At 61.8% G+C, this 23,709-nt stretch carries 25 protein-coding genes and 1 tRNA gene; 8 read left to right on the plus strand and 18 right to left on the minus strand.

Features of this window, described 5'->3' with window-relative positions:
* Positions 1-107 precede the first annotated feature (107 nt).
* Both OIM99_RS16850 and OIM99_RS16855 read right to left on the minus strand, forming a co-directional pair.
* Positions 108-371, minus strand: coding sequence for a KGG domain-containing protein (locus tag OIM99_RS16850; protein ID WP_311851601.1), 264 nt, complete (start codon positions 369-371; stop codon positions 108-110).
* Positions 372-819: 448 nt separating this feature from the next.
* A complete protein-coding gene (locus OIM99_RS16855) occupies positions 820-1,413 on the minus strand; it encodes a helix-turn-helix domain-containing protein (RefSeq protein WP_311851602.1) in 594 nt (197 codons plus the stop codon).
* 302 nt (positions 1,414-1,715) lie between these two features.
* Between OIM99_RS16855 and OIM99_RS16860 the strand changes: the two genes are divergently transcribed.
* Positions 1,716-2,507 carry a DUF3313 domain-containing protein gene (locus OIM99_RS16860; protein ID WP_311851603.1) on the plus strand — a complete coding sequence of 264 codons (792 nt, stop codon included), beginning with the start codon at positions 1,716-1,718 and terminating at the stop codon, positions 2,505-2,507.
* A gap of 102 nt (positions 2,508-2,609) precedes the next feature.
* Here OIM99_RS16860 and OIM99_RS16865 read toward each other — a convergent pair.
* The 7 genes from OIM99_RS16865 to OIM99_RS16895 all read right to left on the minus strand — a co-directional run bounded on the left by OIM99_RS16865 (position 2,610) and on the right by OIM99_RS16895 (position 7,233).
* Positions 2,610-2,687 (minus strand) — tRNA-Pro (locus OIM99_RS16865).
* A gap of 73 nt (positions 2,688-2,760) precedes the next feature.
* Positions 2,761-3,264 carry a MerR family transcriptional regulator gene (locus OIM99_RS16870; RefSeq protein WP_311851604.1) on the minus strand — a complete coding sequence of 168 codons (504 nt, stop codon included), beginning with the start codon at positions 3,262-3,264 and terminating at the stop codon, positions 2,761-2,763.
* Positions 3,265-3,364: 100 nt separating this feature from the next.
* On the minus strand, positions 3,365-3,697 hold the full coding sequence (locus tag OIM99_RS16875; RefSeq protein ID WP_311851605.1) for an integration host factor subunit alpha: 333 nt from the start codon (positions 3,695-3,697) through the stop codon (positions 3,365-3,367).
* Positions 3,698-3,797: 100 nt separating this feature from the next.
* Positions 3,798-4,805, minus strand: a complete 1,008-nt coding sequence (locus OIM99_RS16880) for a beta-ketoacyl-ACP synthase III (RefSeq protein ID WP_311851606.1) — start codon at positions 4,803-4,805, stop codon at positions 3,798-3,800.
* 9 nt (positions 4,806-4,814) lie between these two features.
* The gene (gene plsX, locus OIM99_RS16885) at positions 4,815-5,909 is read right to left on the minus strand and encodes a phosphate acyltransferase PlsX (RefSeq protein ID WP_311851607.1); all 1,095 of its coding nucleotides are present in this window, start codon (positions 5,907-5,909) and stop codon (positions 4,815-4,817) included.
* A 115-nt stretch (positions 5,910-6,024) separates the two neighbouring features.
* The gene (locus tag OIM99_RS16890; RefSeq protein ID WP_311851608.1) at positions 6,025-6,630 is read right to left on the minus strand and encodes a DUF177 domain-containing protein; all 606 of its coding nucleotides are present in this window, start codon (positions 6,628-6,630) and stop codon (positions 6,025-6,027) included.
* A 57-nt stretch (positions 6,631-6,687) separates the two neighbouring features.
* Positions 6,688-7,233 (minus strand): ubiquinol-cytochrome C chaperone family protein, encoded by a 546-nt coding sequence (locus OIM99_RS16895; protein WP_311851609.1) that lies wholly within the window; start codon positions 7,231-7,233, stop codon positions 6,688-6,690.
* A 207-nt stretch (positions 7,234-7,440) separates the two neighbouring features.
* On the opposite strand from OIM99_RS16895, the gene OIM99_RS16900 reads away from it, so the two are divergent.
* Entirely contained in the window at positions 7,441-7,890 is a 450-nt protein-coding gene (locus tag OIM99_RS16900; RefSeq protein ID WP_311851610.1) for an outer membrane protein assembly factor BamE, read from the plus strand.
* Between the two features lie 115 nt (positions 7,891-8,005).
* Here the strand turns inward: OIM99_RS16900 and OIM99_RS16905 are convergent, their stop codons facing one another.
* The 4 genes from OIM99_RS16905 to OIM99_RS16920 all read right to left on the minus strand — a co-directional run bounded on the left by OIM99_RS16905 (position 8,006) and on the right by OIM99_RS16920 (position 14,198).
* On the minus strand, positions 8,006-9,022 hold the full coding sequence (locus OIM99_RS16905; RefSeq protein WP_311851611.1) for a CorA family divalent cation transporter: 1,017 nt from the start codon (positions 9,020-9,022) through the stop codon (positions 8,006-8,008).
* A gap of 48 nt (positions 9,023-9,070) precedes the next feature.
* Entirely contained in the window at positions 9,071-10,693 is a 1,623-nt protein-coding gene (locus OIM99_RS16910; RefSeq protein WP_311851612.1) for an inorganic phosphate transporter, read from the minus strand.
* Positions 10,694-10,844: 151 nt separating this feature from the next.
* Complete coding sequence (locus OIM99_RS16915; protein ID WP_311851613.1) at positions 10,845-12,980, minus strand: sodium-translocating pyrophosphatase; 2,136 nt, start codon at positions 12,978-12,980, stop codon at positions 10,845-10,847.
* 324 nt (positions 12,981-13,304) lie between these two features.
* The gene (locus OIM99_RS16920) at positions 13,305-14,198 is read right to left on the minus strand and encodes a LysR family transcriptional regulator (protein ID WP_311851614.1); all 894 of its coding nucleotides are present in this window, start codon (positions 14,196-14,198) and stop codon (positions 13,305-13,307) included.
* A 184-nt stretch (positions 14,199-14,382) separates the two neighbouring features.
* On the opposite strand from OIM99_RS16920, the gene OIM99_RS16925 reads away from it, so the two are divergent.
* A complete protein-coding gene (locus tag OIM99_RS16925; protein WP_311851615.1) occupies positions 14,383-15,792 on the plus strand; it encodes an amidohydrolase family protein in 1,410 nt (469 codons plus the stop codon).
* Positions 15,793-15,810: 18 nt separating this feature from the next.
* Positions 15,811-16,788, plus strand: coding sequence for a tripartite tricarboxylate transporter substrate-binding protein (locus OIM99_RS16930; RefSeq protein WP_311851616.1), 978 nt, complete (start codon positions 15,811-15,813; stop codon positions 16,786-16,788).
* A gap of 3 nt (positions 16,789-16,791) precedes the next feature.
* On the opposite strand, the gene OIM99_RS16935 is transcribed toward OIM99_RS16930, so the two are convergent.
* Positions 16,792-18,009, minus strand: coding sequence for an MFS transporter (locus tag OIM99_RS16935; RefSeq protein ID WP_311851617.1), 1,218 nt, complete (start codon positions 18,007-18,009; stop codon positions 16,792-16,794).
* 173 nt (positions 18,010-18,182) lie between these two features.
* Between OIM99_RS16935 and thiM the strand changes: the two genes are divergently transcribed.
* From thiM to OIM99_RS16950, 3 genes are read left to right on the plus strand one after another with little or no spacing between them, the layout of a single operon-like run.
* Positions 18,183-19,010, plus strand: a complete 828-nt coding sequence (gene thiM / locus OIM99_RS16940) for a hydroxyethylthiazole kinase (protein ID WP_311851618.1) — start codon at positions 18,183-18,185, stop codon at positions 19,008-19,010.
* 10 nt (positions 19,011-19,020) lie between these two features.
* Positions 19,021-19,647 (plus strand): thiamine phosphate synthase, encoded by a 627-nt coding sequence (thiE, locus tag OIM99_RS16945; protein WP_311851619.1) that lies wholly within the window; start codon positions 19,021-19,023, stop codon positions 19,645-19,647.
* Positions 19,648-19,659: 12 nt separating this feature from the next.
* Positions 19,660-19,950 (plus strand): chorismate mutase, encoded by a 291-nt coding sequence (locus OIM99_RS16950; protein ID WP_311851620.1) that lies wholly within the window; start codon positions 19,660-19,662, stop codon positions 19,948-19,950.
* Here the strand turns inward: OIM99_RS16950 and hppD are convergent, their stop codons facing one another.
* On the minus strand, positions 19,951-21,063 hold the full coding sequence (hppD, locus tag OIM99_RS16955) for a 4-hydroxyphenylpyruvate dioxygenase (RefSeq protein ID WP_311851621.1): 1,113 nt from the start codon (positions 21,061-21,063) through the stop codon (positions 19,951-19,953).
* Between the two features lie 122 nt (positions 21,064-21,185).
* Here hppD and OIM99_RS16960 point away from each other — a divergent pair, with 122 nt between their 5' ends.
* Positions 21,186-21,656: an Lrp/AsnC family transcriptional regulator gene (locus OIM99_RS16960; RefSeq protein ID WP_311851622.1), complete on the plus strand. Its 471-nt coding sequence runs from the start codon at positions 21,186-21,188 to the stop codon at positions 21,654-21,656.
* Positions 21,657-21,728: 72 nt separating this feature from the next.
* On the opposite strand, the gene thiL is transcribed toward OIM99_RS16960, so the two are convergent.
* From thiL to ribH, 3 genes are read right to left on the minus strand one after another with little or no spacing between them, the layout of a single operon-like run.
* On the minus strand, positions 21,729-22,730 hold the full coding sequence (thiL, locus tag OIM99_RS16965) for a thiamine-phosphate kinase (RefSeq protein ID WP_311851623.1): 1,002 nt from the start codon (positions 22,728-22,730) through the stop codon (positions 21,729-21,731).
* A gap of 18 nt (positions 22,731-22,748) precedes the next feature.
* Positions 22,749-23,213 (minus strand): transcription antitermination factor NusB, encoded by a 465-nt coding sequence (gene nusB / locus OIM99_RS16970; protein ID WP_311851624.1) that lies wholly within the window; start codon positions 23,211-23,213, stop codon positions 22,749-22,751.
* Positions 23,210-23,686 (minus strand): 6,7-dimethyl-8-ribityllumazine synthase, encoded by a 477-nt coding sequence (gene ribH, locus OIM99_RS16975; RefSeq protein WP_311851625.1) that lies wholly within the window; start codon positions 23,684-23,686, stop codon positions 23,210-23,212. Before ribH ends, nusB begins: the two co-directional genes overlap by 4 nt.
* Positions 23,687-23,709: the final 23 nt, after the last annotated feature.

The following is a 23,709-nucleotide window of genomic DNA, read 5'->3' on the forward strand; positions in this document are numbered from 1 at the left end:
CGACCAGATCAATTCACGGCAAATGGCGCGTTGTAAACGCACGGCCGATCGCGCGTCTTTAAAAGCCGCGGAGCGTCATGCGTAGCGAAAGCGCCCGTCGGTCGGCGCTATTCGTTATCTGCCGCCCGCGCCAAACCACCCTTACGTCCGGCGGCTGAAGCCAACGCAGGATCGCGCGTGAAAGCGCGGTTCTGCGGGCCAACGGAGGAGCCACCCTTACGCCCCGCCTTAACCGCCAGCTTCTTGTCTTTTGAGAAAGCGCGATTCTCAGGCTTCACCGAAAGGCCGCCCATACGAGCGATCTCTTGGCGTTTTTCCAAGCTCATGGACGCAAAGCCACGCTTGGATTTTCCAGCGGTGTTCATTGTCATTGCCCTTCCACTCGAACGAAGTCGTTTTTTTATTGTTATTGCGGCCCTGCTGAGCCGAATGCTCTGAAGCGAGTCCTTTCTTCACATTGGCCCAGCTGCGTCATCCCTGAACTGGCGGCACCGCTCCCCTATGCATTGTGCGCCAGTGGTTTCAGCGATTTCCTCAGCCGAACGTGACAAATCCTACAATAGCTAAGTCACGAGCTCAACTGTGATTTGTACGAGGGGTGATACGAGAAGCGCCAGTCCTGCAACGGTTTTGTGTACAGGTCGTACGCGAAAAGCCTGACTCAGATGGTCGGAGTTGAGACCGCGCATGGGCAGAAATGGGGCAGAAATTTCAGGCCGGGCGAAACGCCGCTCGCAAGCGCTGCATCCAGGACGGCCGCATTTGCACTCGCTGGGGTACATTGCGCCCGGTGATGAAATTGATGGCGAATGCGCGCGGTCAGATCGCCGCTTTCAGATGATCAAATGCTTCCTGAACATAGGGCGCGAGCGGCGGCCGGCAGTCTTCCTGAAGCCATTTGTCGACCGCCAGGCGCAGGGCGCCAGCCGATACCATGGCGACGACACGCAAGCGGTCGCGCACGTCCTGCGCCGGCCACAACTCGCATAGGGCTTCGAAGACGATCTGCTCCTGCCCTGGGCGATCTCCATACCGGCGACCGCGTGCAGCATCCATTTCGTGAATGAGCCGCGCGACGGCCACCGTCTGCGCCGACTGAAAACGGACGGCAATTTTCAGCAGTGCTTCGCGGACAACGTCCAGCGGCCCACCCGCCGAGGCGCTTTCCAAAATCGTTGTCTTGAGCGCGTCGCGATAGACACCGAGATGAGCGACCAGAATGTCGTCTTTGCTGGCGAAATAGTGGAAAAACGTCCGCCGCGATATTCCGGCCGCTTCCGCAATTTCATCGACCGTCGTCGCCTCGTATCCCTTAGCGAGAAACAATTTCATGCCGGCTTCGACGATGCTCTGATGCGTTTGCCGCCGATTGCGCTCGCGCAGGGTTTCAGATTTTCCAACAGCGTTCGGCATCGACCATTTCTCTCACAAATTTGCGCCCGCGCACAAAGACGGACGCCCGGCTTTTCCGCAACTATCGGCCCGCTATCGCCTCCTTCCGCGAGGGCAATCACAAAGCTGCCATAATAAAAATACATCAAGTGCAATAAATGCATTTAGTGCATTTATTTTCACTCAAGGCGCAGCCGCAGGATAGTTCGATGTCGCCACCCTCCAGCATAAACCCAATAGAACCCTTTTATATCAATCGTATAATCCAGAAAATCGGCGGCCCCTTCGGCGTTTTCACAACCCTAGCCGCGCTCAAACTTCTGTTGGCGGGTTGCGCCACCGCCCCCTTAGACGAAGCTGGAACGCTGCAATCCTATGCCGGCCTCCAACAATCGGATGGCTTTTTCACGCGCTCACGCATCAGTGTGAGCAGAGACGACGTGCTCGCCGCGAAAACCATCAAAATCATCCCGACCGTCTTTTCTGCGCCCGCGCAACGCACGCCCTTCACGGCCGCGCAGCGCAATCTCGTCACCAATGCGGTCGATCGGGCTCTCTGTGCCGGATTGAGCGAGCGCCTGCAGGTCGTCGGCCCGTCAGAACCAGCCGACCTCGTCGTCCAAGCCGTCGTCACCAATGTCGCGGCAACGGATCCGATTGCTGTCGGCGTGTCGAAGAGCGCGTCGATCGCCAAATCCGTCCTGCTTCCTGGCGTGCCCGTCCCCGTACCCCGTCTCCCGCTGGGTCTGGGCAGTTTGTCGCTGGAAGCCGAGGCCCGCGACCCGCAGGGACGTCAAAAGGCGGCGATGATTTGGGGACGCGGCGCCAATGCCCTGCTGGGTCAAGGTCGGGTCGCCTCCGAAGCGGATGCTTACAGCCTGGCAGCCTCCTTTGGCGGGGATTTCAGCACGCTGCTGGTGACCGGGAAAACGCCTTTTGGTGGCGGCCTGCCTTCGCTGCCTTCCATGGAGCGGATCGGCTTTCTTCTCGGCGGCACGCCCAAATATCCCGCCTGCGAAACCTTCGGCAGATCGGACGGGGTCGTCGGTTTCCTTGGGGCGGCGGTCGGCGTGCCGCCAAACTGGACCGACAACGGCGCCGCCGCGCCGCGCTGACATCTTTGCCGGGAATCGCCGGAAATGATCGCCGCTTGCGGCCGGCCTGGAACCGGAACGCAATTCGACGCGCAAAATGATGCTAAATAACTGATTGTAAAGTGGTCGGAGTGGCGGGATTCGAACCCACGACCCCCTGTCCCCCAGACAGGTGCGCTAACCAGGCTGCGCTACACTCCGACGGCGCCACCTATAGACAAAGGGTTGGGCGGTCGCAACAGCGAGACGGACGATCCCAACAATATGTGTTGGTCTAGCCTTCGGCCGCTTCCAGCACGCCGATACAGCCGTCGATCACGGTCAACAGCGCCCGTAGATCCTGGAGCGAGGCGCCCGGAGGGCTTGCCGGCCGGGCGAGCGCCGGGGCCGGCGCCGCCAGCTCATAGGCCATCGGCTCATCGGTTTCGTCATCGTCGAGGATGTCAGGATGCAGACGTCCGACGGGAACCGGCATGGCCTGCGGAACGTGCGCTTCCCCGCCGCCTTCCTTCTGGCCCAGCGCAATAACCGCCTTGGCGCCCTGCTCTTTCAAGATCCGCTGAACGCCCTTGATCGTATAGCCGTCGTCGTAGAGCAGCCGCTGAATGGCGGCCAGCAGGAGCACGTCATCGGGTCGATAATAGCGCCGGCCACCGCCGCGCTTCAGTGGCTTGATCTGCGGAAAGCGTGTCTCCCAGAAGCGCAGAACATGCTGCGGCAATCCGAGCGTGTCCGCTGCCTCGCTGATGGTTCGAAATGCGTCCGCCTGTTTGTCCATCGCCGAAACCCGTCGCGTCGGAAAACGAGACCGTCAGTTTAACGCGTGGAGCCGATTCGCGACAGTTTGCAACTTGGGTCGCAGCAAGCGGTATACCGCTTTATTCGTCCTCGTCGGCGACTGTCTCGCCATTGACGCGCGCCTTCAGAATGTTCGACGGCTTGAACACCATCACCTGCCGCGGCGTGATCGGCACTTCGACACCCGTCTTCGGATTGCGGCCGATGCGCTGGCCTTTCGAGCGCACGAGGAACGAACCGAAGGACGACAACTTCACATTGTTGCCGCGCACGAGTTCATCGCAAATCTCATTGATCACGAGTTCCACCAGCTCAGCCGACTCCACACGGGAAAGTCCGACACGCCGATAGACAGCCTCGGCGAGATCGGCCCGGGTAATATTAGTCGGGCTCTTTCCATTGCTGTTAGTCATCGAAACATCCAAAAAAATTTATCAAAAACAAACTACGGTCTCTAAAAGAATCGCCCCAATGTCAAGAGCGTAACTCCAAACTGAAAATGTATACAAGGACTTACCAGCGAATTATGGCGGAACCCCAAGTAAAGCCGCCGCCCATGGCCTCGATCATGACCAGGTCGCCGGGCTTGATGCGTCCATCGGTCACCCCAGCATTCAGCGCGAGCGGAATGGAAGCAGCGGACGTATTGCCGTGCAGAGAAACCGTCTTGATGATCTTCTCGCGGGCGATGCCCATCTTGTCGGCGGAAGCGTCGATGATCCGTTCATTGGCCTGATGCGGCACGAACCAGTTGAGTTGCTCGGCGGTGAGACCCGTTGCTTTGAACGCATCGTCCATCACATCCGCCACCATGCCGACCGCATGACGAAAAACTTCGCGACCCGCCATCCGCAAATGACCGACAGTGCCCGTCGATGAAGGCCCGCCGTCGACATAAAGCTTTTCGCGATGCCGGCCGTCGGAGCGCAGATGCGAGGTCAAGACGCCGCGATCTTCCGTTGTGCCGCTGCCCTGCTGACGACCGAGCACGATGGCGCCTGCGCCATCGCCGAAGAGCACGCAGGTGGTGCGATCGTTCCAATCGAGCAGACGCGAAAATGTTTCCGCACCGATGACGAGCGCGCGTTCGCTCGCACCCGTGGTCAGGAACTTGTCGGCAACGCTGACCGCATAGACGAATCCCGAACACACCGCCTGCAGATCGAATGCGGCGCCACGTGTGATGCCGAGCGCGGCTTGCACCTGCGTTGCCGTCGCCGGAAACGTGTAGTCGGGCGTTGACGTCGCCACGATGACAAGATCGATGTCATCGGCCGTGCAGCCGGCGGCCATCATCGCTTTGTGCGCGGCCTTGGTCGCCAACACCGACGTGGTCTCGCCGTCAGCCGCCATATGCCGTTCGTGAATACCGGTCCGCTGCACGATCCAATCGCTCGTCGTATCGACGATCTTCTCCAGATCAGCATTTGTCATCACGCGCTCGGGCAGGAAAGCGCCAATGCCTTCGACAACGGAACGCCAAGTCTTGTGAGAAGCTGTCTTATGAGAAGTTTCGACCATTTTATCCGACTAGAGAGTTGCGTCGTCGCTGGCGACAGACGCTTCAGTTTCAGCGGCCGCTGACCGCGTTTCGGCTGTGCGCAGATCTTGCGACAGCGAGACGAGATCGCGAATGCGGCTCATCAAATCATGACGCACGACGTCATAGGCGATTTCAACGGCGCCGCAGTAGCCCAATCCATCCGTGGAGCCATGGCTCTTGATGACCAGTCCATCGAGACCGAGGAAGACACCGCCGTTGACCCGCCGCGGATCCATCTTCTCGCGCAGCGCCGCGAAAGCGTGGCGGGCGAACAGATAACCGATTTTCGACATCAGGCTCGCGCCCATGGCCTCGCGCAGATAGCGCGCGATCTGTCGCGCCGTGCCTTCCGCCGTCTTCAACGCGATATTGCCGGTGAAGCCTTCGGTCACCACCACGTCGGTGGTGCCGGCGCCCAGATCATCGCCCTCGACGAAGCCGTGATAGCTCAGATGCGGCAGATCGACGGTGCGCAAAATGCGATTGGCCGCCTTGACCTCTTCGATGCCTTTGATTTCCTCGACACCGACATTGAGCAGACCGACGGTCGGCTTCTCGATGTCGAGCACGATGCGCGCCATCGCCGCGCCCATCACCGCGAGATCGACGAGATGCTGCGCATCGGCACCGATCGAGGCACCCAGATCGAGCACCACCGATTCGCCACGCACCGTCGGCCACAGCGCCGCCAGCGCCGGGCGATCGATCTGCGCCATCGTGTGCAGGCAGACTTTCGCCATCGCCATCAGCGCGCCGGTATTGCCCGCTGAGACGGCGACATCGGCCTCGCCGCGCTTCACCGCATCGATCGCCATCCACATGGAGGAAACGCGTCGGCCACGGCGCAACGCCTGGCTCGGCTTGTCGTCCATCCGCACGGCAACGGCCGCGTGAATCAGCTTCGTATTGGCCGCCAGTTTCGGCTGCTTGGCCAGCAGCGGCGCGATCTGCGCTTCATCGCCATAGATGAGGAATTCGGTATCGGGGCGGCGCTCATGCGCCAACGCCGCGCCTTCGACGACGACAGAGGGTCCGTGATCGCCACCCATACCGTCCAGAGAAATCCTGACCGGTTTCGCCATCCAGTAAACGCTCCCGCCCTGCACGACCAAACCGGCGGGCCAAATTCAGGCGCGGACAATAGCCGTTTGCATCGGGAAGGCAATCCCGAAGCGATCCGCGCATCGACAAGAAATCTTACGATTTTTTTCCATTCGGCCCGTTCTTGAGACCGCCAAGGACGGAAAATGGCGATTCCTCCTCGTCGTCCTCGGTGATCGCCTCGAAACTCACCCCCGGTTTGCGCGGATAGGGGTCGAGCGCCAAGGTCAGGAACTCCGCCGCCAGCGCTCCCAGGTCGATCTTGCCGTCGACGATCGCCTCCGCTTCGTCCTCGTCCATGGACATAGGCTCCGCCGCCGGCGCGGGCCGCCGCTCGTCCTTGTCGCCCTTCTCACCCTTCCTGGCCGCTTTGGCGGCGCGCATTGCCGGCCCCGTCGGCTCCTCGAAGAAGCGGGCGTCGATATCCTCGGAAATCTCGCTCTCGAACGGCTCGAGGGTGACGACGCACTGCTGCGTCAGCCGGCTCGTCAGCTCGCCGGTGATGCGGATGAACTTGCCCGCCTTCACCGCCTGAAAGGAGGCCTTGAGGCTAGCGATGTCTTCCAGCCCGTTCAGCGCGGCGAGCGCCGCCCGTTCGTCCGCATCGGCCTCGATGTCGAAACGGCGCGTGGAATCGCGCAGCAGATCGGTCACGAGCGTCGGGCGAGAAAAAGCCGGCGCGGTGTGGCTGTCCTTGGTCATGGGAGTCCCCGGAAAATGCGATCAGGACCGCATTCGGTCACGATCAGATATAGGAAATCAGATCACCGTGGCGGCATCGACCACCGGCAGCGGCGACGACCATGCCCGTTCCAGGTCGAGCCCGCTATAGCCGGCATTGAGGCGCTCGGTATAACGCGCCAGGCGCAGACAGGCGGAATCCCCTGCCCGGCCCTCGTCGCCATAGACGTTGCGGGCCAAAGCCAGGGCCAGCGCCGCTGTGTCGCCGCTCTGCAGTGCGTCCCGATAGGCCAAGGTGCGCCCGAGATAGCCCTGAGCCATGGATTTCATCCGTTTCGACATGGAGGCATCGCCAATGCCAATCTCACGCAAGGCCGTGTCGATATTATGGAACACGGCGTCCGTGAGATCCTGAGCCAGATCCGGCCCCGGCGCCGGCAAGGTCTCGATCCGCCAAACGGCGAGCCCGGTGTGCAGGACGAGCAGTTCAAAACGGCCCGCCACCGTGTCGGCCACTCCATAATCGAGGAAAAACGCCGGCTGACGCGAAGCCGCCATGATCTCGCCCTGAAGGCGTTCGATCACTGGCAGGTTGCGGGAGCGGCGGAACAAGCTGAATGCCATGGGCTTTTTCTGTCTGCACCGTAGTGTTTCGGAATTTGGCTTCACCAAATTCCGGGCGCCAAGTCGATATCAAGGTAAATGCATTTCTTGCATTTCGCGCCTCCGGGGGTTAGGCATCGCCGGTCGCTGATGCAAGAAAAATCACGCAGATGCGGCAGTTGCGCGCGCTCCGGCGGCGGATCGGCGGGCGCAGAGGGGAATGAAAAGATGAAGTTCAAGGTCGGGACAAGATCGGTAGGCCTGGCGCTGGCAGCGGCCCTCGCGGTGTCGCTTGGCGGCTGCCTCGGGTATGACGGCGACGTCTACCGCGGCTACGTGATCAACGAAAACACCATGAACCAGGTGAAGATGGGCAATTCGGCCGAACAGACCCTGGTGTTGCTCGGCACCCCCTCCACCACCTCTACCATCGGTGGCGACGCCTGGTACTACATCAGCCAGAAGGTCGAGCGGCCGGTCGCCTTCATGCAGCAGAAGGTCACCGACCAGCGCATTTTCGCGGTCTATTTCGACAAGAACAAGCGCGTCCAGCGCATCGCCAATTACGGTCTGGAAGATGGCCAGATCATCGATTTCAACAGCCGCACCACCCCGACGGCGGGCGCGGAATCGTCGTTCCTGCGTAACATGATGCAGAACCTGCTGCGCTTCAGCTAAGATCTGCAAAAGCCCGATCCAAAGCTTCAAAGGCGCGGCCAACCCGCGCCTTTTTCATTTCATGTCCCGCCGGAAGAACTCGATTCAAAATCTGATCAAATCAGCACAAGTCATTCTATAAATTATCTTTTTTATTTCCGATCGCGCCGCGACGGCGCATGAACCAAACGGTCAGCCCGGCCGCCAGGACACAAAGCCCGAGCCCATACCAGGTACCACCGGGCGTATCCTTGAATGGCAGATCGGCGGTGTTCATGCCGAAAAAGCCGGTCACCAGCACGGCTGGCGCCAGCACAGAATTGAGGATGGTCAGCACGTAGAGATGGGCATTGGCCGAACTCTGGAGCTGGTTCGACACCTCGTCCTGCAACAGCCGCGTCCGCTCCACCAGCGCATGGGATTCGTGATGCAGGGTCTCGAACCGATGGCTGACGCGGATCACCGCCGCATGGACGGCGGAACTGAGGCTCTCGGGCCTCGCCCCTTCGAGGCGGCGCAAGATCGAATGGACGCCGGCGAGCTTGCGCTCGATCCGCACCCCTTGGCGGCGCAAGAGGCCGAGCGCCCGTGCCTCCTTGGAACTGTCGTCGGCAAGGATACGGTCCTCGCATGCGTCCAGCTCGTCGGCCATCCGCGTCACCGCGCCATCGAGCCCGTCGGCGATATGGTCGGCCAGGGTTTCGAACAGAGTGACCGGCGCATCGACGCTGGCCCCGGCCTCGATCGTTCGGCGCAGGGTCTCGATCGCATGGGCGGCGTGATGGCGGCCGCTCACCAGCCAACGGTCGGACAGAAGGAAGCGCAGATGAGCGAAATCGTCCCGGACGCCGTCGAAATCCTGGGCGAGATCGGGAAAGACGCCCCAGAGCACGCCCGCCTCGTGATGCATCTGCTGATGATCGCTGGAGCGCAGCATCGCCTGCAAGGCGGCCGCCGGCACGTCCTCCAGATCAGAAAGGAATTGCCGCGCCCGCACGTCAGCGAGGTTGAGATGAACCCAGATGAAACCGCGCGCCGAGGAGGACAGTTCGACGGCTGTGCAGCCGGTCAACGCACTGGCGCGGCCGCTCTCGTCGAAACGATAGGCGAAGACAACGGCTTCGCGATCGGGAGTGGAGATCTTGTCGTGCATGGGAGAACACCAGCGCGGACGGCTGAACCGCCCGCGCCGGCTTGTCGACTAGAAGATATGCGAGAACAGGTAATACAGGCTCGCCGAGAGCAGGATCGCCACCGGCAAGGTCAGCACCCAGGCGAGGACCAGATTGCGCACGGTCGACATCTGCAACCCGGATTTATTCGCCGCCATCGTGCCCGCCACGCCTGACGACAAGACATGCGTGGTCGAAACCGGCAGGCCGTAGTTGTCGGCGGCAAAAATCGTAGCCATCGCCACCAGTTCGGCCGAAGCACCCTGCGCGTAAGTCAGATGCGTCTTGCCGATCTTTTCGCCGACGGTGACCACGATCCGCTTCCAGCCGATCATCGTGCCGAGGCCAAGCGCGATGGCGATCGCCACTTTCACCCAGGTCGGGATGAAGCGCGTCGCCGCGTCGAGCGAGTCCTTGTACTCCTTGAGGACTTTGACATCGGCGGCGTTGAGGTCGTTTTCCTTATCCTTCATCAGGAAACGGATCGCCTCGGAGGCCAGATACATGTCGTTACGCGTATTGCCGACCGCGGCCGCCGGAATCTTGTTCATCGTGCCGTGGTCGTTGATCTGCTTCGAAATGTCCTGCAGCAGCACGGCCAGCGACGGATAAGTGCCTTCGCTGATCTTGTGCTGGGAGACATAGGCGGTCACCGCCGGACGCGGATCGCCGATGATCGCATGGCCAAAGCCCTTCTCCTGCACCAGTTTCGCCGCCACTTCCGAACGGGTGTGGAAGGCCGCCAGTTCGTGTTCCGGCAATGAGCGGTTCAGCGCATAGGCCGTCGGCACCGTGCCGATGAGGATCAGCATGATCAGGCCCATGCCCTTCTGACCATCGTTCGAGCCATGGGCGAAGGACACGCCGGTGCAGGTGAAGATCAGCAAGCCGCGGATCCACCACGGCGGCGGCTGATTGCCCTTCGGCGCTTCATAAAGCGCCTCGTTCTTGATCAGCACTTTCATGGCGATCAGCAAAGCCGCGGCGAGGCAGAAGCCGACCAGCGGCGACAGCAGCAGCGCATAGCCGATCTCGGTCGCCTTCGACCAATCGACACCGGACGTGCCATCGCGTCCGCGCATCATCGCATTGGCGACGCCAACACCGATGATCGAGCCGATCAGCGTATGCGAAGACGAAGCCGGCAGGCCGAACCACCAGGTGCCAAGGTTCCAGGCGATGGCGGCGACGAGCAGCGCGAACACCATGGCGAAGCCGGCACTGCTGCCGACCTGGAGGATCAGTTCGACCGGCAGCAGCGAGACGATGCCGAAGGCCACGGCGCCTGTCGACATCAACACGCCGAGGAAGTTGAAGAAGCCCGACCACATGACCGCGAAATTGGCGGGCAGCGAATGGGTGTAGATCACCGTCGCCACCGCATTGGCGGTATCGTGGAAGCCGTTGACGAATTCGAAGCCAAGCGCGATCAGCAGCGCCACGCCGAGCAACAGGAACGGCGCCCAGGTGGTCGCCGGCACGCCCGCGTCGATGACGTCGGTGCGGATGCTCCAAGCCACATAGAAAAGACCGACCGCGATGACGCTGAACAGAATGAGCAGCGTCAGCGGATTGATCCCCGTATCGAGCGACGGCCGTTTATGTTCCGGCTGTTCCGTCGCCATGCCTCCCGGCATCGTAATATTCGTCATAGCCCGCCTCCGTGGAGTTACGGAAGCAAAACTAGACTGCCTGGAGCACAGCTTTATGAACCTGAGAGTCGCCCTGTTAATCTTTGAATAACCAAAGAAAAAGGCGGGGTCGCCCCCGCCTTTCCCGTGCGTTTCGCACCCGTTTCGTACGTTATCCGTGCGCCAGGATGGCGAGCAGCAGCAGCGCGACGATATTGGTGATCTTGATCGCCGGATTGACGGCGGGACCCGCCGTGTCCTTGTAGGGGTCGCCGACGGTATCGCCGGTGACGGAAGCCTTGTGCGCTTCGCTGCCCTTAAGATGCTTCACGCCATCTTTGTCGATGAAGCCATCCTCGAAGCTCTTCTTGGCATTGTCCCAAGCGCCACCACCCGAGGTCATCGAAATGGCGACGAAGAGGCCGTTGACGATGACGCCGAGCAACGAGGCGCCGAGGGCCGCGAAGGCATTGGCCTTGGAGCCGGAGATCCACAGCACGCCAAAGTAAGCGACGAGTGGCGCCAGCACCGGCAGCAGCGACGGAATGATCATTTCCTTGATCGCTGCCTTGGTCAGCATGTCGACGGCGCGACCATAGTCGGGACGCTGCGTACCCTGCATGATGCCGGGCATTTCCTTGAACTGCCGCCGTACTTCCTCGACGACCGAACCCGCCGCGCGGCCCACCGCCGTCATGGCGATGCCACCGAACAGATACGGGATCAGGCCGCCGAAGATCAGACCGGCGACGACATAGGGGTTGGACAGGTCGAAGGAGACCGCGCCGACATCCTTGAAGTAAGGCCTGCCCTCGCTGATGAAGGCTTGCAGATCGTTCGTATAAGCGGCGAACAGCACCAGCGCGCCAAGACCCGCCGAACCGATGGCATAGCCCTTGGTGACGGCCTTGGTGGTGTTGCCGACCGCATCGAGCGCATCGGTCGACTGACGCACTTCCTTCGGCAGGCCGGCCATTTCGGCAATGCCGCCGGCATTGTCGGTGACCGGGCCGAAGGCGTCGAGCGCCACGATCATGCCGGCGAGGCCGAGCATGGTGGTGACGGCGATCGCCGTGCCGAAGAGACCGGCAAGCTGGTAGGTGGCAATGATGCCACCGACGATGACGAGCGCCGGCAGCGCCGTCGATTCCAGCGAGACGGCGAGACCCTGGATGACGTTGGTGCCGTGACCGGTCACCGACGACTGCGCGATCGACACGACCGGACGCTTGCCCGTGCCGGTATAGTATTCGGTGATCCAGACGATGAGGCCCGTCACCACCAGGCCGACGAGGCCACAGAGGAACAGGTTCGTGCCGGTGACCGACAAAGTGCCGACCTTGCCGAGTTCGCCCCAGCCGACGAGCCAATGCGTCGCCAGCGCGAGACCGCCGATCGACAGCACGCCGGTGACGATGAGACCCTTGTAGAGCGCCCCCATGATCGAATTGTTGGCACCGAGCTTGACGAAATAGGTGCCGATGATCGAGGTGACGATACAGGTGGCGCAGATCGCCAGCGGATAGAGCAGCGCCGCGTTGAGGCCCGCCTGTTTGGCGAAGAAGATCGCCGCGAGCACCATGGTGGCGACGACGGTCACCGCATAGGTCTCGAACAAGTCGGCGGCCATGCCGGCGCAATCGCCGACGTTGTCACCGACGTTGTCGGCGATGGTCGCCGGGTTGCGCGGATCGTCTTCCGGAATGCCCGCTTCGACTTTACCGACGAGGTCGGCGCCGACGTCGGCACCCTTGGTGAAGATACCACCGCCAAGACGGGCGAAGATCGAGATGAGCGAGGCGCCAAAGCCGAGCGCCACCAGAGAATCGATGACGACACGATCAGCGACCGCATGGCCGAGCGGACCGGTCAGAATCCAGTAGTAGACGGAGACGCCGAGCAGCGCGAGGCCGGCGACGAGCATGCCGGTCACCGCGCCCGCCTTGAAGGCGACGTCGAGACCGCCGGCCAGCGACTTGGTCGCCGCCTGGGCCGTGCGCACGTTGGCACGCACCGACACGTTCATGCCGATAAAGCCGGCGGCACCCGACAGCACGGCACCGATGAGGAAGCCAATGCCGACCAGCCAGCCGAGCCAATAACCGAGGGCGAGAAAGATGACGATACCGACGATGGAGATCGACAGGTATTGGCGCTTCAGATAGGCCTGCGCGCCTTCAGCCACTGCACCAGAGATTTCCTGCATGCGCTGTGAGCCAGCATCGGCTTTCATCAACGCAGAAACGGTGACAACGCCATACACGACGGACAACAGGCCGCCGATAATAATCCATAGAATTGGACTCATTTAGCTCCGCCCTCTCCATTCACGAGGCGGACAGAAGACGCCCGCCCATTCGTGCGGCCTATCGTATTTATGTCAGCATGGTGGCCGCCAACCCCAATCGCCTATGCCAGAAAGATGCCCTAACGGCAATGATAGGCAATGGTGAAGGTGGAGAACCGCCGCTTGTTCACTGCTTTCTGGCCAAGAGGAACAGGAACCTCGCTTTGGAACCCATCCAATCTTGGGTGGGGAATCCGCCCCACCGCGGACAGCGGCGCTGCGCGATAAGAACGTTAAAATCCATTAAAATACAGATATTTACAGGAAAGGCATCGCTCCACGATTTTAGAGCGCCTGTGCATGCGCCCTGACCGTTTCGATGAAAGCCGTGGCGGCGGGCGAGAGCGACCTGTCCTTCGACGTAATCACCGACACGATGTGATGGGCTTGCGGCTGCACCAGCGGGCGCAGCTCAAGCTGAAACGATTTCGCCAGTGGCGCTGCCCAGGACGGCCAGATCGATATGCCGAGGTTCGCGGCGACCATGCCAAGAATGGTCACCATGTTGCGTACCTCGAAGCGCGGTTTCACGGCCAGTCCGGCGACCTCGAATTGACGATCCAATCTGCGGCGGGCCGCATTGTCCTGCCGAACGGCAATCAGCGGATGCCCGGCCAGATCCTTCCAGCCCACCTTTTTCTGGGCAGCCAGCGGGTGGGACGGCGCGCAAAGCAACATCAAATGCCCCTGGATGATAGGCGCCGAGATCAGCCCATCGTCCTGCGCGTCGAAAACGCCAAAGCCGCAATCGCACAGCGACTGCGCGACATGCGTTGAAATCTGGTGAGGGGGAAATTCGGTCACCGTGACGTGGATTCCCGGATAGGCATCCTGGAACCGGGCGATCGCCGGCGGCAGCAGCGCGACAGCCACCAGCGGCGAGGCGATGACGTTGATTTGCCCCCTGCGGCGCAGGTCGACCTCACGCGCCGCCTCTATGCCTTCGTCCAGCACCATCAGAAGACGTTCGGCATAGGGAAGAAACTCTCGGCCCGCCTCGGTCAGGGCGACCATGCGCGTCGTGCGCTTGAGAAGACGGGTTTGCAGCTCCGCCTCGAGTTCGCTGATGAGAACCGACAGCGACGATTGCGGCACGTTCAGCCGTTCGCTGGCGCGCGTGAAGCTCCTGAGACTGGCGATCTCCAAGAAGGCCCGAACTTGTCTAAGCGTCACGTTCACCTTCGCCTCCCATCGCGCCGAAGTTTAGAGAACCCGCCTTATGGGATTCAACCTCGCCGCACGTACAAGCCCATTTATTCGAATTCCCGATAAGTTGTTCCAGACAAAATCCTTGAGCGGCGACCGTCAGGAGACAAAGTGGGTAGGACAGTCCTGTCGATGGAAGACGCCGGAACATGCGATCATGAGAGCGCGGCTGATCTGTTCGTGTCATGGCCAATGGGCCTTGCACGCGCCTGCTGACGCGGCTGGGGTCGCACCGGCGCGCGACACAAGCGAGCGCCTGCCGGCGCGCGGCGAATATCTCATCCGCGGCGCCCATGTCTTGACGATGGATGACGCCATCGCCGACCTCCCCAAGGGCGATATCCAGATCCGCGACGGCGCCATCGTCGCCATCGGCGACAGGCTCGACGCGCCGGCCGCTGAACGGATCGACGGGAACGGCATGATCGCCCTGCCCGGCTTCGTCGATACGCACTGGCATTTGTGGAACAGCGCGCTGCGCGCCCTCGTGCGGGCCGACGACAAAGCCGACGGCTATTTTCCGGTCACGCTCCGCCTCGGACCACTCTGCACGCCGGAGGACGCGCGCCGCTCCGTCCGCTTGGGTCTCGCCGAAGCCTTGGTGTCCGGCATCACCACCGTGCATGACTGGTCGCATAATATCCGCACACCGGATCATGCCGATGCGGAAATCGGGGCCTTACGTTCGACGGGCCTGCGCGCGCATTTCTCCTATGGATGGGGACAGGACCTCCCCCTGACGGCGCCGATGAACACCGCCGATCTCGCGCGCGTGGCACGAGACTGGTCGGACGAAAATGGCCTTCTTTCCCTCGGCGCGGCGGTTCGCACACCCGTTGCCAATCCACGGGGCATCGTGCCTGTCGATATTCTGCGCGGCGAATATGACGCCATACGCGCGCTGGGCCTGCCGATCACCATGCACGCGCGACCCGGCGTGGTCTCGGTCCTCGATGACAACGGCCTGCTTGGCAAGGACGTGCAGCTCGTCCACCCGCAAGGCCTGTCGATACCGGAACGCAAACGCGTGGCCGAAACGGGCACACGCTTCTCCTGCTCGCCCGTCATCGAAATGCATTACGCCCAGGCGACGCGCGGCGAAATCCAGTTTCAGGAACTGGAAGAAGACGGCATCCAGCAAAGCCTCTCGGTCGACTCCTCGGCCGCCTCAGCCAACGCCGACTTCTTTGCCTGCATGCGTGCGCTGCTGTGGTCGCACAAGCAACGTTTCGGCACCACCAAACCGCTGACGCCAAGGCGCCTGCTGGCGCTTGCCACCATTGACGGCGCGCGCGACCTCGGCCTCGCCGACAAGATCGGTTCGCTGACACCAGGCAAGCGCGCCGATCTCATTCTCGTGCGCACGGGCGACGTCAACATGGCACCCGTCATCAATCCCTATTTCGCGCTCGTCTATTCGGCTCAACCCGCCAATATCGACACCGTCATGGTCGATGGACGCATTCTGCGCCGCAAGGGAGAATTCACAGCGCTCGATCAAGACCAGGTCGTCCGCGAAGCCACCGACAGCATCACCCAATTAAGAGCGCGCGCATCCCGCGCATAATCCCAAGGGAGGGAATGAATGATCCTGCGAAAATTATGGCTTTCCGCTTTCGTCGTTCTTGCCTCGTCGAGCCTGACGGCGGCGCAGACCTATCCGACCAAACTCGTGCGCATCATCGTGCCTTACGCGCCGGGCGGTGGCATTGATGCCTTTGCTCGCGCCATCGCCGAAGGTCTGTCGCCCAAATGGGGACAGTCGGTCATTGTCGAAAACAAGCCGGGGGCCTCGACCTTTCTTGGCACCACGCAAGTCGCCAAAGCGGCGCCCGATGGACACACGCTGCTCCTGACCAGCGAGTCGACAATCACCAGCAATCCATTTCTTTTCGCCAGCCTGCCTTATGATATAAGCCGTGAACTGACACCGATCAGCCAGCTCGTCAGCCTGCCGCAAATGGTCGTGGCGAATACGAGCGTCGCGGCGGCTTCGATCAAGGAGCTGGTGGAGCAAGCGCGCAAGGATTCAAGCAGGCTCAATTATGCATCCTATGGATCCGGCAGCCTGCCGCATTTGTTCTTCGAAGGTCTCAACAAGACGACTGGCGCCAGCATCGCTCAGGCGCCCTACAAGGGCATCATTCCCGCGGTCGCCGCGACGGCAGGCGGCGAAGTTCAATTGACGCTGGTCGGCACCGCCCTGGCACAGCCGCAGATGCAGGCCGGGCGCATCAAGCCTTTGGCGGTCGTGGGCGACAGACGCCTGCCGGAACTGCCGCAGGTGATGACATTGACGGAGGCCGGCCTTGGCGAGATCGATCCCGGCGTCTCCTGGTTCGGTCTCTTCATGACCGGCGGATCACCTGCCGGCCTGCCGGAGAAAATCGCCAAGGATGTCGCCGATCTCTTCGCCGATCCCGCCGTGCGCGACAAATATGTCACCGCGCGCGCCATGACGCCGATCTTCTCAACGCCTCAAGCCTTCAGCGAGTTGATCATCACCGACATGCAGCGGATGGAACGGCTGATCAAGCTTACCGGCGCGAAAGGCGAGCAATAGCCGTCAAGCCGCCCGCTCCCGGCGCTTGAAGGCGCCGGTGGCGATCAACAGCAGCAGTGCGGCCACGATCGGCGGGAACACCACCCAATTGACCAGCGCCCATCCGGAATGGGCCAGCATCTGGCCCGACGAGAACGAGGCGATGGCCATGAAGCCGAAGACGAGGAAGTCGTTGAACGACTGCACCTTGTTGCGCTCTTCCGGCCGATGGGTCTCGACCACCATGGCCGAAGCGCCGACGAAGCTAAAGTTCCAGCCGACCCCGAGGAAAATGAGGCCGACCCAGAAATGCGCGACGGTGATGCCGAGCAGGCCGGCAATCGCCGCGATGATGGTGAAGACGAACCCCACCGTCACCACCTGCGGCGCGCCATAACGGGCGATCAGACTGCCGGTGAAGAAGCTCGGTGCGAACATGCCCAGCACATGCCACTGAATGCCCCAGTTCGCATCCGACAGCGGCAGGCCACACATTTTCATCGCCAGGGGCGCCGAGGTCATCACCAGATTCATCAGCGCATAGGCGACCATGCCGCAAGCCGCCGCCGTGATGAATCGCGGCTGCAAGGCGATTTCCTTGAGCGGTCGCCCGGCGGCCCGTGCCACCGCGGCGGCCGGCCTTGGGATATCGATGGTGCTGAGAATGCCCATGCACAACAGAGCAACAACCGACTGACCGATGAAACTGGCCAGGAACAGATAGGGCGTCGCCCAATCCATGGTGATGTTGACGAGCTGCGGTCCAAGCACGCCTGAGAAAACACCACCTGTCATCACCCAGGAAATTGCCTTGGGGCGCAGCGACGGGCTCGCCACATCGGTCGCGGCGAAACGGAAGGAATGGGCCACAGCCTGATAAGCGCCGCCGATGAACGTGCCGAAGCAGAACAGTGCGAAGGAACCGAGATAGATGGCCAGCGCCGCGATGAGGCCGATGAGAACGCCGCATCCGGAGCCGACGAGGAAAGACGCCCGCCGGCCATAGTGCCGCGCGATCCATCCGGCCGGAATCGTCGCCAGCGCCGTGCCGATGACGAAAGTGGTTACGGGCAAGGTGGCGAAATCGGCGCGCGGCGCCAGCATCGAGCCGACGATGCCGCCCGTCGTCATCACCACGGTGGAATTGGCGCCCGCCAGAGCCTGCGCCACGGCCAGCCTCAGGATGGCGTTCTTGGCCGTACGATCGTCGATGTCGGCCGCAGCCGCCGCTGTTGTTGTCATTATGCGAGCCGGTCTTTGCAAAAAACGCGGCGACACCTTAGGACCTTGAGCAGCGGATTGCCAAGCTCACAAAGCGCTAGATCACTGATTTTGAAGAGTTTTACAGACCACAGTCGGCAATGATATGAACTACAGCAAAGACCTGTGTGAGGATTCTCAGGAGGTAGGTTCCCTTGGATATTGACGCCCGGGCCATCGCCGCGCGCTGCGGTGCCCTGCTCGACCAGATGCGGGCCGCCCGCCCCCTGGTCCAGAACATCACCAACTACGTGTCCATGGACATCGCCGCCAACGCCCTGCTGGCTGTCGGCGCCTCGCCGGCCATGGTCCATGCTCCTGAAGAATCGCCGCAATTCGTAGCGCTCGCCGGGGCACTCGTCGTCAACATCGGCACTTTGTCGGCCGACACAGCCCACGCGGCCCAGATAGCGACGACGGCGGCGCGACAGCTCGGCCGGCCCTGGCTGTTCGATCCGGTCGGCGTCGGTGCCACCGACTATCGCAACGATGTCGCTACGGAACTGATGGAGAACCGGCCAACCATTCTGCGCGGCAACGCCTCGGAGGTGATGGCGATTGCCCGGCTCGCCGGCCTGACGACGACCAGCGCCGCCCCGCGCGGCGTCGACAGCGCCAATACGACGACCGAGGCCGAACAGCTTTGTGTCGAACTCGCCCAGCGGGCCGGCTGCGTCGTCGTTGCCACCGGCGAAATCGACATTGCGACCGACGGCAAGCAGATCGTGCGGCTCGCCAACGGTTCGCCACTGATGACCCGCGTCACCGCGCTCGGCTGTTCGCTGTCGAGCGTCATGGGCGCCTTCATGGCGATCGCGCCGCCGCTCGACGCCGCCGTCGCGGCGCTTGCCGTCTATGGCGTCGCCGGCGACATGGCGGCTGAGATAGCCCAACGTCCCGGCAGCTTCCGCGTCGCCTTCCTCGATGCGCTCGATGCCATCACCGCCGCTGACATCAACGCACGCCTGCATGTGAAATTGTGAAAGTCATCTCATGAGTTTCGATCCGAAAATCTGGCGCCTCTGCCTTGTCACCGATCGCGATCTGTCGCGCGGCCGCAGCCTCGTCGATGTGGTCGGCGCGGCGGTCGCCGGCGGCGTCACCATGGTGCAATTGCGCGAGAAAAATGCCACCACCCGGCAATTCCTCGAGGAAGCGCGCGCCCTCAAAGCGCTGCTGCAGCCCCTGCACGTGCCGCTGATCATCAACGACCGTGTCGACATCGCGCTTGCCGTCGATGCGGAGGGCGTTCATGTCGGCCAGACCGACATGCCGGTGGCCTTGGTGCGCCAATTGATCGGGCCGCAGAAAATCATCGGCCTGTCGATCACCAATCGCACGCAGATCGAGCGCGAAGATGCAAAACAGGCCGACTATCTCGGTATTGGCCCGCTCTATGCGCAAACGACGAAAGCCGACGCCTCGACGCCACTCGGCGTCGAAGGGTTCGCGGCTCTACGGGCGCTGACCCCAAAACCCGTCATGGCCATCGGCGGTCTCAAGGCCGGCAATTCCGCCGATGTGCTGAAGGCCGGCGCCAACGGCCTCGCCATCGTCTCGGCCATCGTCGGCGCCGACGATCCGAAGGCCGCGGCGCAGGACGTGATGCGATTGTTTTGAGTGGAGACCGCGATGACGGATACGCCGGCTGAATTGAAGACCTTGCGCGACAGCATCGACAATCTCGATGCGGCGCTGATCCATATCCTCGCGGAACGCTTCAAATGCACGCAGCGGGTGGGCGAATTGAAGGCCCGGCTGCAATTGCCCTCATCGGATCCTAATCGCGAGAAGCTGCAAATCGAGAGATTGCGCGCCCTGGCTCAAGGCGCGCATCTCGACCCCGATTTCGCGGAGAAGTTCCTGGCATTCGTCATCAAGGAAGTCATCCGCCATCATGAATTGGCGAAGGCTCCCAATTGATCAAGCGGCCTTGTCGCTCTTCAACACACCGCGCCTGATCTGATCTTCCTCGATCGATTCAAACAGCGCGCGGAAGTTACCTTCGCCAAAGCCTTCATCACCCTTGCGCTGGATGAACTCGAAGAATATCGGTCCAATCACCGTCTTCGAGAAAATCTGCAACAGGATGCGCGTCGTGCCGCCATCGACCACGCCTTCGCCGTCGATGAGGATGCCGTGCTTCTTCATCCGATCCATCGGCTCGTCATGGCCATGCACGCGGTCGTGTGACTTTTCATAATAGGTGTCGGGCGGACCGGGCATGAACTTCAGCCCGTTATCGGCCAGCTTGTCGGTCGCGTCATAGATGCCGTCGGTGCCGACAGCGATATGCTGGATGCCCTCACCCTTATACTTCTTCAGGAACTCGACGATCTGGCTGGTCTCGTCCTTCGACTCGTTCAGCGGAATGCGGATCTTGCCGCAGGGCGATGTGATGGCGCGCGACACGAGGCCCGTGATGCGCCCGTCGATGTCGAAATAGTGGATCTGCTTGAAACCGAATTTCTCGCGATAGAAATCCCACCACGTGTCCATATTGCCACGAAAGACATTGTGCGTGAGATGATCGAGATAATAGAAGCCGACGCCGACGGGACGCGGATCGCGCGCGCCTAGCCAATCGAACTCAGCCTCATAGGCCGATCCCTCGGCGCCATATTTTTCGATGAAATAGAGCAGCGACCCGCCGATGCCGACAATGGCGGGGGCATCCAGCGCCTTGTCCTGGCCTTTGTAAGGCGTCGCGCCCTGTTTGACCGCATGATCGAAAGCGTGTTTGGCGTCGACCACGCGCCAGGCCATGGCCGAAGCGCACGGGCCGTGCTCGTCGGCAAACTTCATCGCATGCGAGCCGGGCTCGGCATTGATCACATAATTGATGTCGCCCTGGCGCCAGACCGTAATGTTCTTGGTCTTGTGCTTGGCCACGGCCGCATAGCCCATGCGGGCGAACAAGGCCTCCAGCTTCTCAGGCTCCGGATGAGCGAATTCGACGAATTCGAAACCGTCGGTTCCGGCCGGGTTCTCAACGCTGATGGCAGCGGGCGGCGCATTGTGCGGAAACGGTCCCATGAACATCCTCCTGTCGAGCAGTGACTGCATGCAAAATTACGCCGAAAAACGCGCATTGAGCTTGCATTCTGACGCCCATAATGGGAAATTAACGCATATATTGTGCGTAAAAGGCTATTTTCATGAATGAAAATGAGCACGTAGATGAATTCGACCGCAAGATCCTCGCGGCACTCCAGGCCGACTCGCGCCTCACCAACAATGACCTCGCCGAACGGGTGAACCTCTCGGCCTCGCAATGTTCACGCCGGCGCCAGCGGCTCGATGAGGATGGTTTTATCGACGGCTACCGGGCCGTCCTTAATCGCGATCGCCTCGGCTTCGGTCTCGTCAACATGATCACGGTGACCTTGGCCACCCACAATCGCGACAACGCGCGGCGCTTCGCCGAACTCGTCTCGCGGCTGCCCGAAGTGCAGGAAGCCCACGCACTCACTGGCGAGATGGACTACATCCTCAAGGTCGTCACCCGCGACCTCAAGGCGCTCTCGCAATTCGTCAACGATGTGCTGCTGCCACACGACTCCGTACAGCACGTGAAAACCGCCATTGTGCTGGCGACGCTGAAGGAGACGAACGCCCTACCGCTGTAGTATCGCCAAAGCCTTGGTGTCATCCCGGATCGCGCCGATGGCACGTCCGGGATGACACCACGGTCGAAGCGCTCAAAAATGGCTGTACGAGCCCTTCGCAAACGTGCGCGCTGCCCCTGTCGCATCGACGAACCGCGGCAAGCCATCCACCTCATCAGTCACGACACCAATGGCCGTCACCGGCACGCCCGTGCCCTTCGCCGCCTGTTCGAAAGCAACAACATTCTGCGGCGCCACCGTGCAGAGGATTTCGTAATCGTCGCCGCCCGTGACGGCGACATCGAGCAATGCGCCATCAAGCGCCACGGCCTCGCGCGCGGCTTGCGATAACGGCACGTCGGCCAAGCGCACCTCGCCGCCAGCGTTGGACACGCGCAGCATTTTCGCCAGATCGCCGGCCAGGCCATCGCTGACATCCATGGCGCCATGCGCATAGGCGCGCACCACATGCGCCAAGGCGAGACGCGGCGCCGGCAGCAGATAACGGCGCAACAGATGCGCCTGCGATGAGACACTCAATCGCCCAGCCCATCCCGCATCGCGCTCGCCCTTCAGGCGCAGGCGCAGACCGAGCGTCGAGTCGCCGATCGTGCCGCTCACATAGATGATGTCGCCGGCCTTGGCGCCGGTGCGCAAAGCCATGCGGCCGCGCGGCACGGTGCCGAGCGCCGTCACGGAAATGACGAGCGGACCGCTCGTGCGCACCGTATCGCCGCCGATGAGCGGGCAATGATAGAGCGTCGCATCTTCGCGCAGCCCTTGCACGAACGCCGTCATCCACTGCCGGTCAATATTCTCGGTCAAAGCGATCGACAGAAGAAAGCCGATGGGATCGGAGCCCTTGGCGGCCAGATCGGAAACATTCACCCTCAGCGCCTTGCGCGCGATGTCATCTGGCGCATCGTCGGCGAAGAAATGCACGCCCGCCACCAAAGCATCCTTGGTGGCCACCACCTGCATGCCCTCGGGCAAATCGATCAAGGCTGCATCGTCACGCAACCCAAGACCAGCACGGCCGGCGAGAGGCGCGAGCAAGCTCGCGATCAGATCGTCTTCCGAAAAATCGGCAGCCAATCTCCCCTCCCTGATGGGTTAAGCGCGCGTCAGAAACTCATCGGCGCGCAACTGCCGCGCCAAACGATCGAGCACGGCATTGGTCATGCCGACTTCATTGTCAGCGAGAAAGGCAGCGGCGACATCGACATATTCGGTGATGATCACGCGGGCCGGCACATCGGCGCGGCTCTTCAATTCATAGACCCCGGCGCGCAGCACGGCCCGCAGCACCGCTTCGATGCGACGCAACGGCCAGCCTTCCTGCAACACTTTGTCGGCCGCCTGGTCGATGGCACGTTGATCCTTCAGCACGCCCTGCACGATGTCGCGAAACAGATCGACATCGGCCTCTTCATACTGAACGCCTTCGATCTCGCCACCGATCCAGAAGGTCTCGAACTCGGCGAGGATTTCATTGAGCCCCTTGCCGGTGACTTCCATCTGATAGAGCGCCTGGACGGAGGCGAGCCGCGCGGCGGCGCGTTGACGACGAACGGTCATGAGCGCACCACGCTGCGTTTGAGCTGATAGAGCGAGAGCGCCGCGCGTGCCGCATCACCACCCTTGTCGCCCTGTTTTGGATCGGCGCGCACGATGGCCTGCTCCTCGTTCTCGACCGTGAGAATGCCATTGCCGATCGGCAACTGCTGCGCCACCGACAGGTCCATCAGCCCGCGCGAGCTTTCATTGGCGACGATCTCGAAATGATAGGTCTCGCCGCGAATAACGCAGCCGAGTGCCAAAGCACCGGCATAGGCGCCATCCGCCGTGGCGATGCGCACCGCCGCCGGAATTTCCAGCGAACCGGGCACGCCGATAATATCCCAGCTTGCCCCGGCCGCCTGCAACGCCGCCTTGGCGCCATTCAGCAGCATGTCGCCGATCGCGTCGTAATAACGCGCTTCGACGATGAGAAAACGGGCTCCATCGGCGCGCGGCAGCGGCTGCGACGTGGAGCGGCGGGGTTCGGCCATGGTAAACTCTTGAAATCAGGTCT

The organism is Methylocella sp. CPCC 101449, assembly GCF_031921685.1.
Classification (GTDB): domain Bacteria; phylum Pseudomonadota; class Alphaproteobacteria; order Rhizobiales; family Beijerinckiaceae; genus Terripilifer.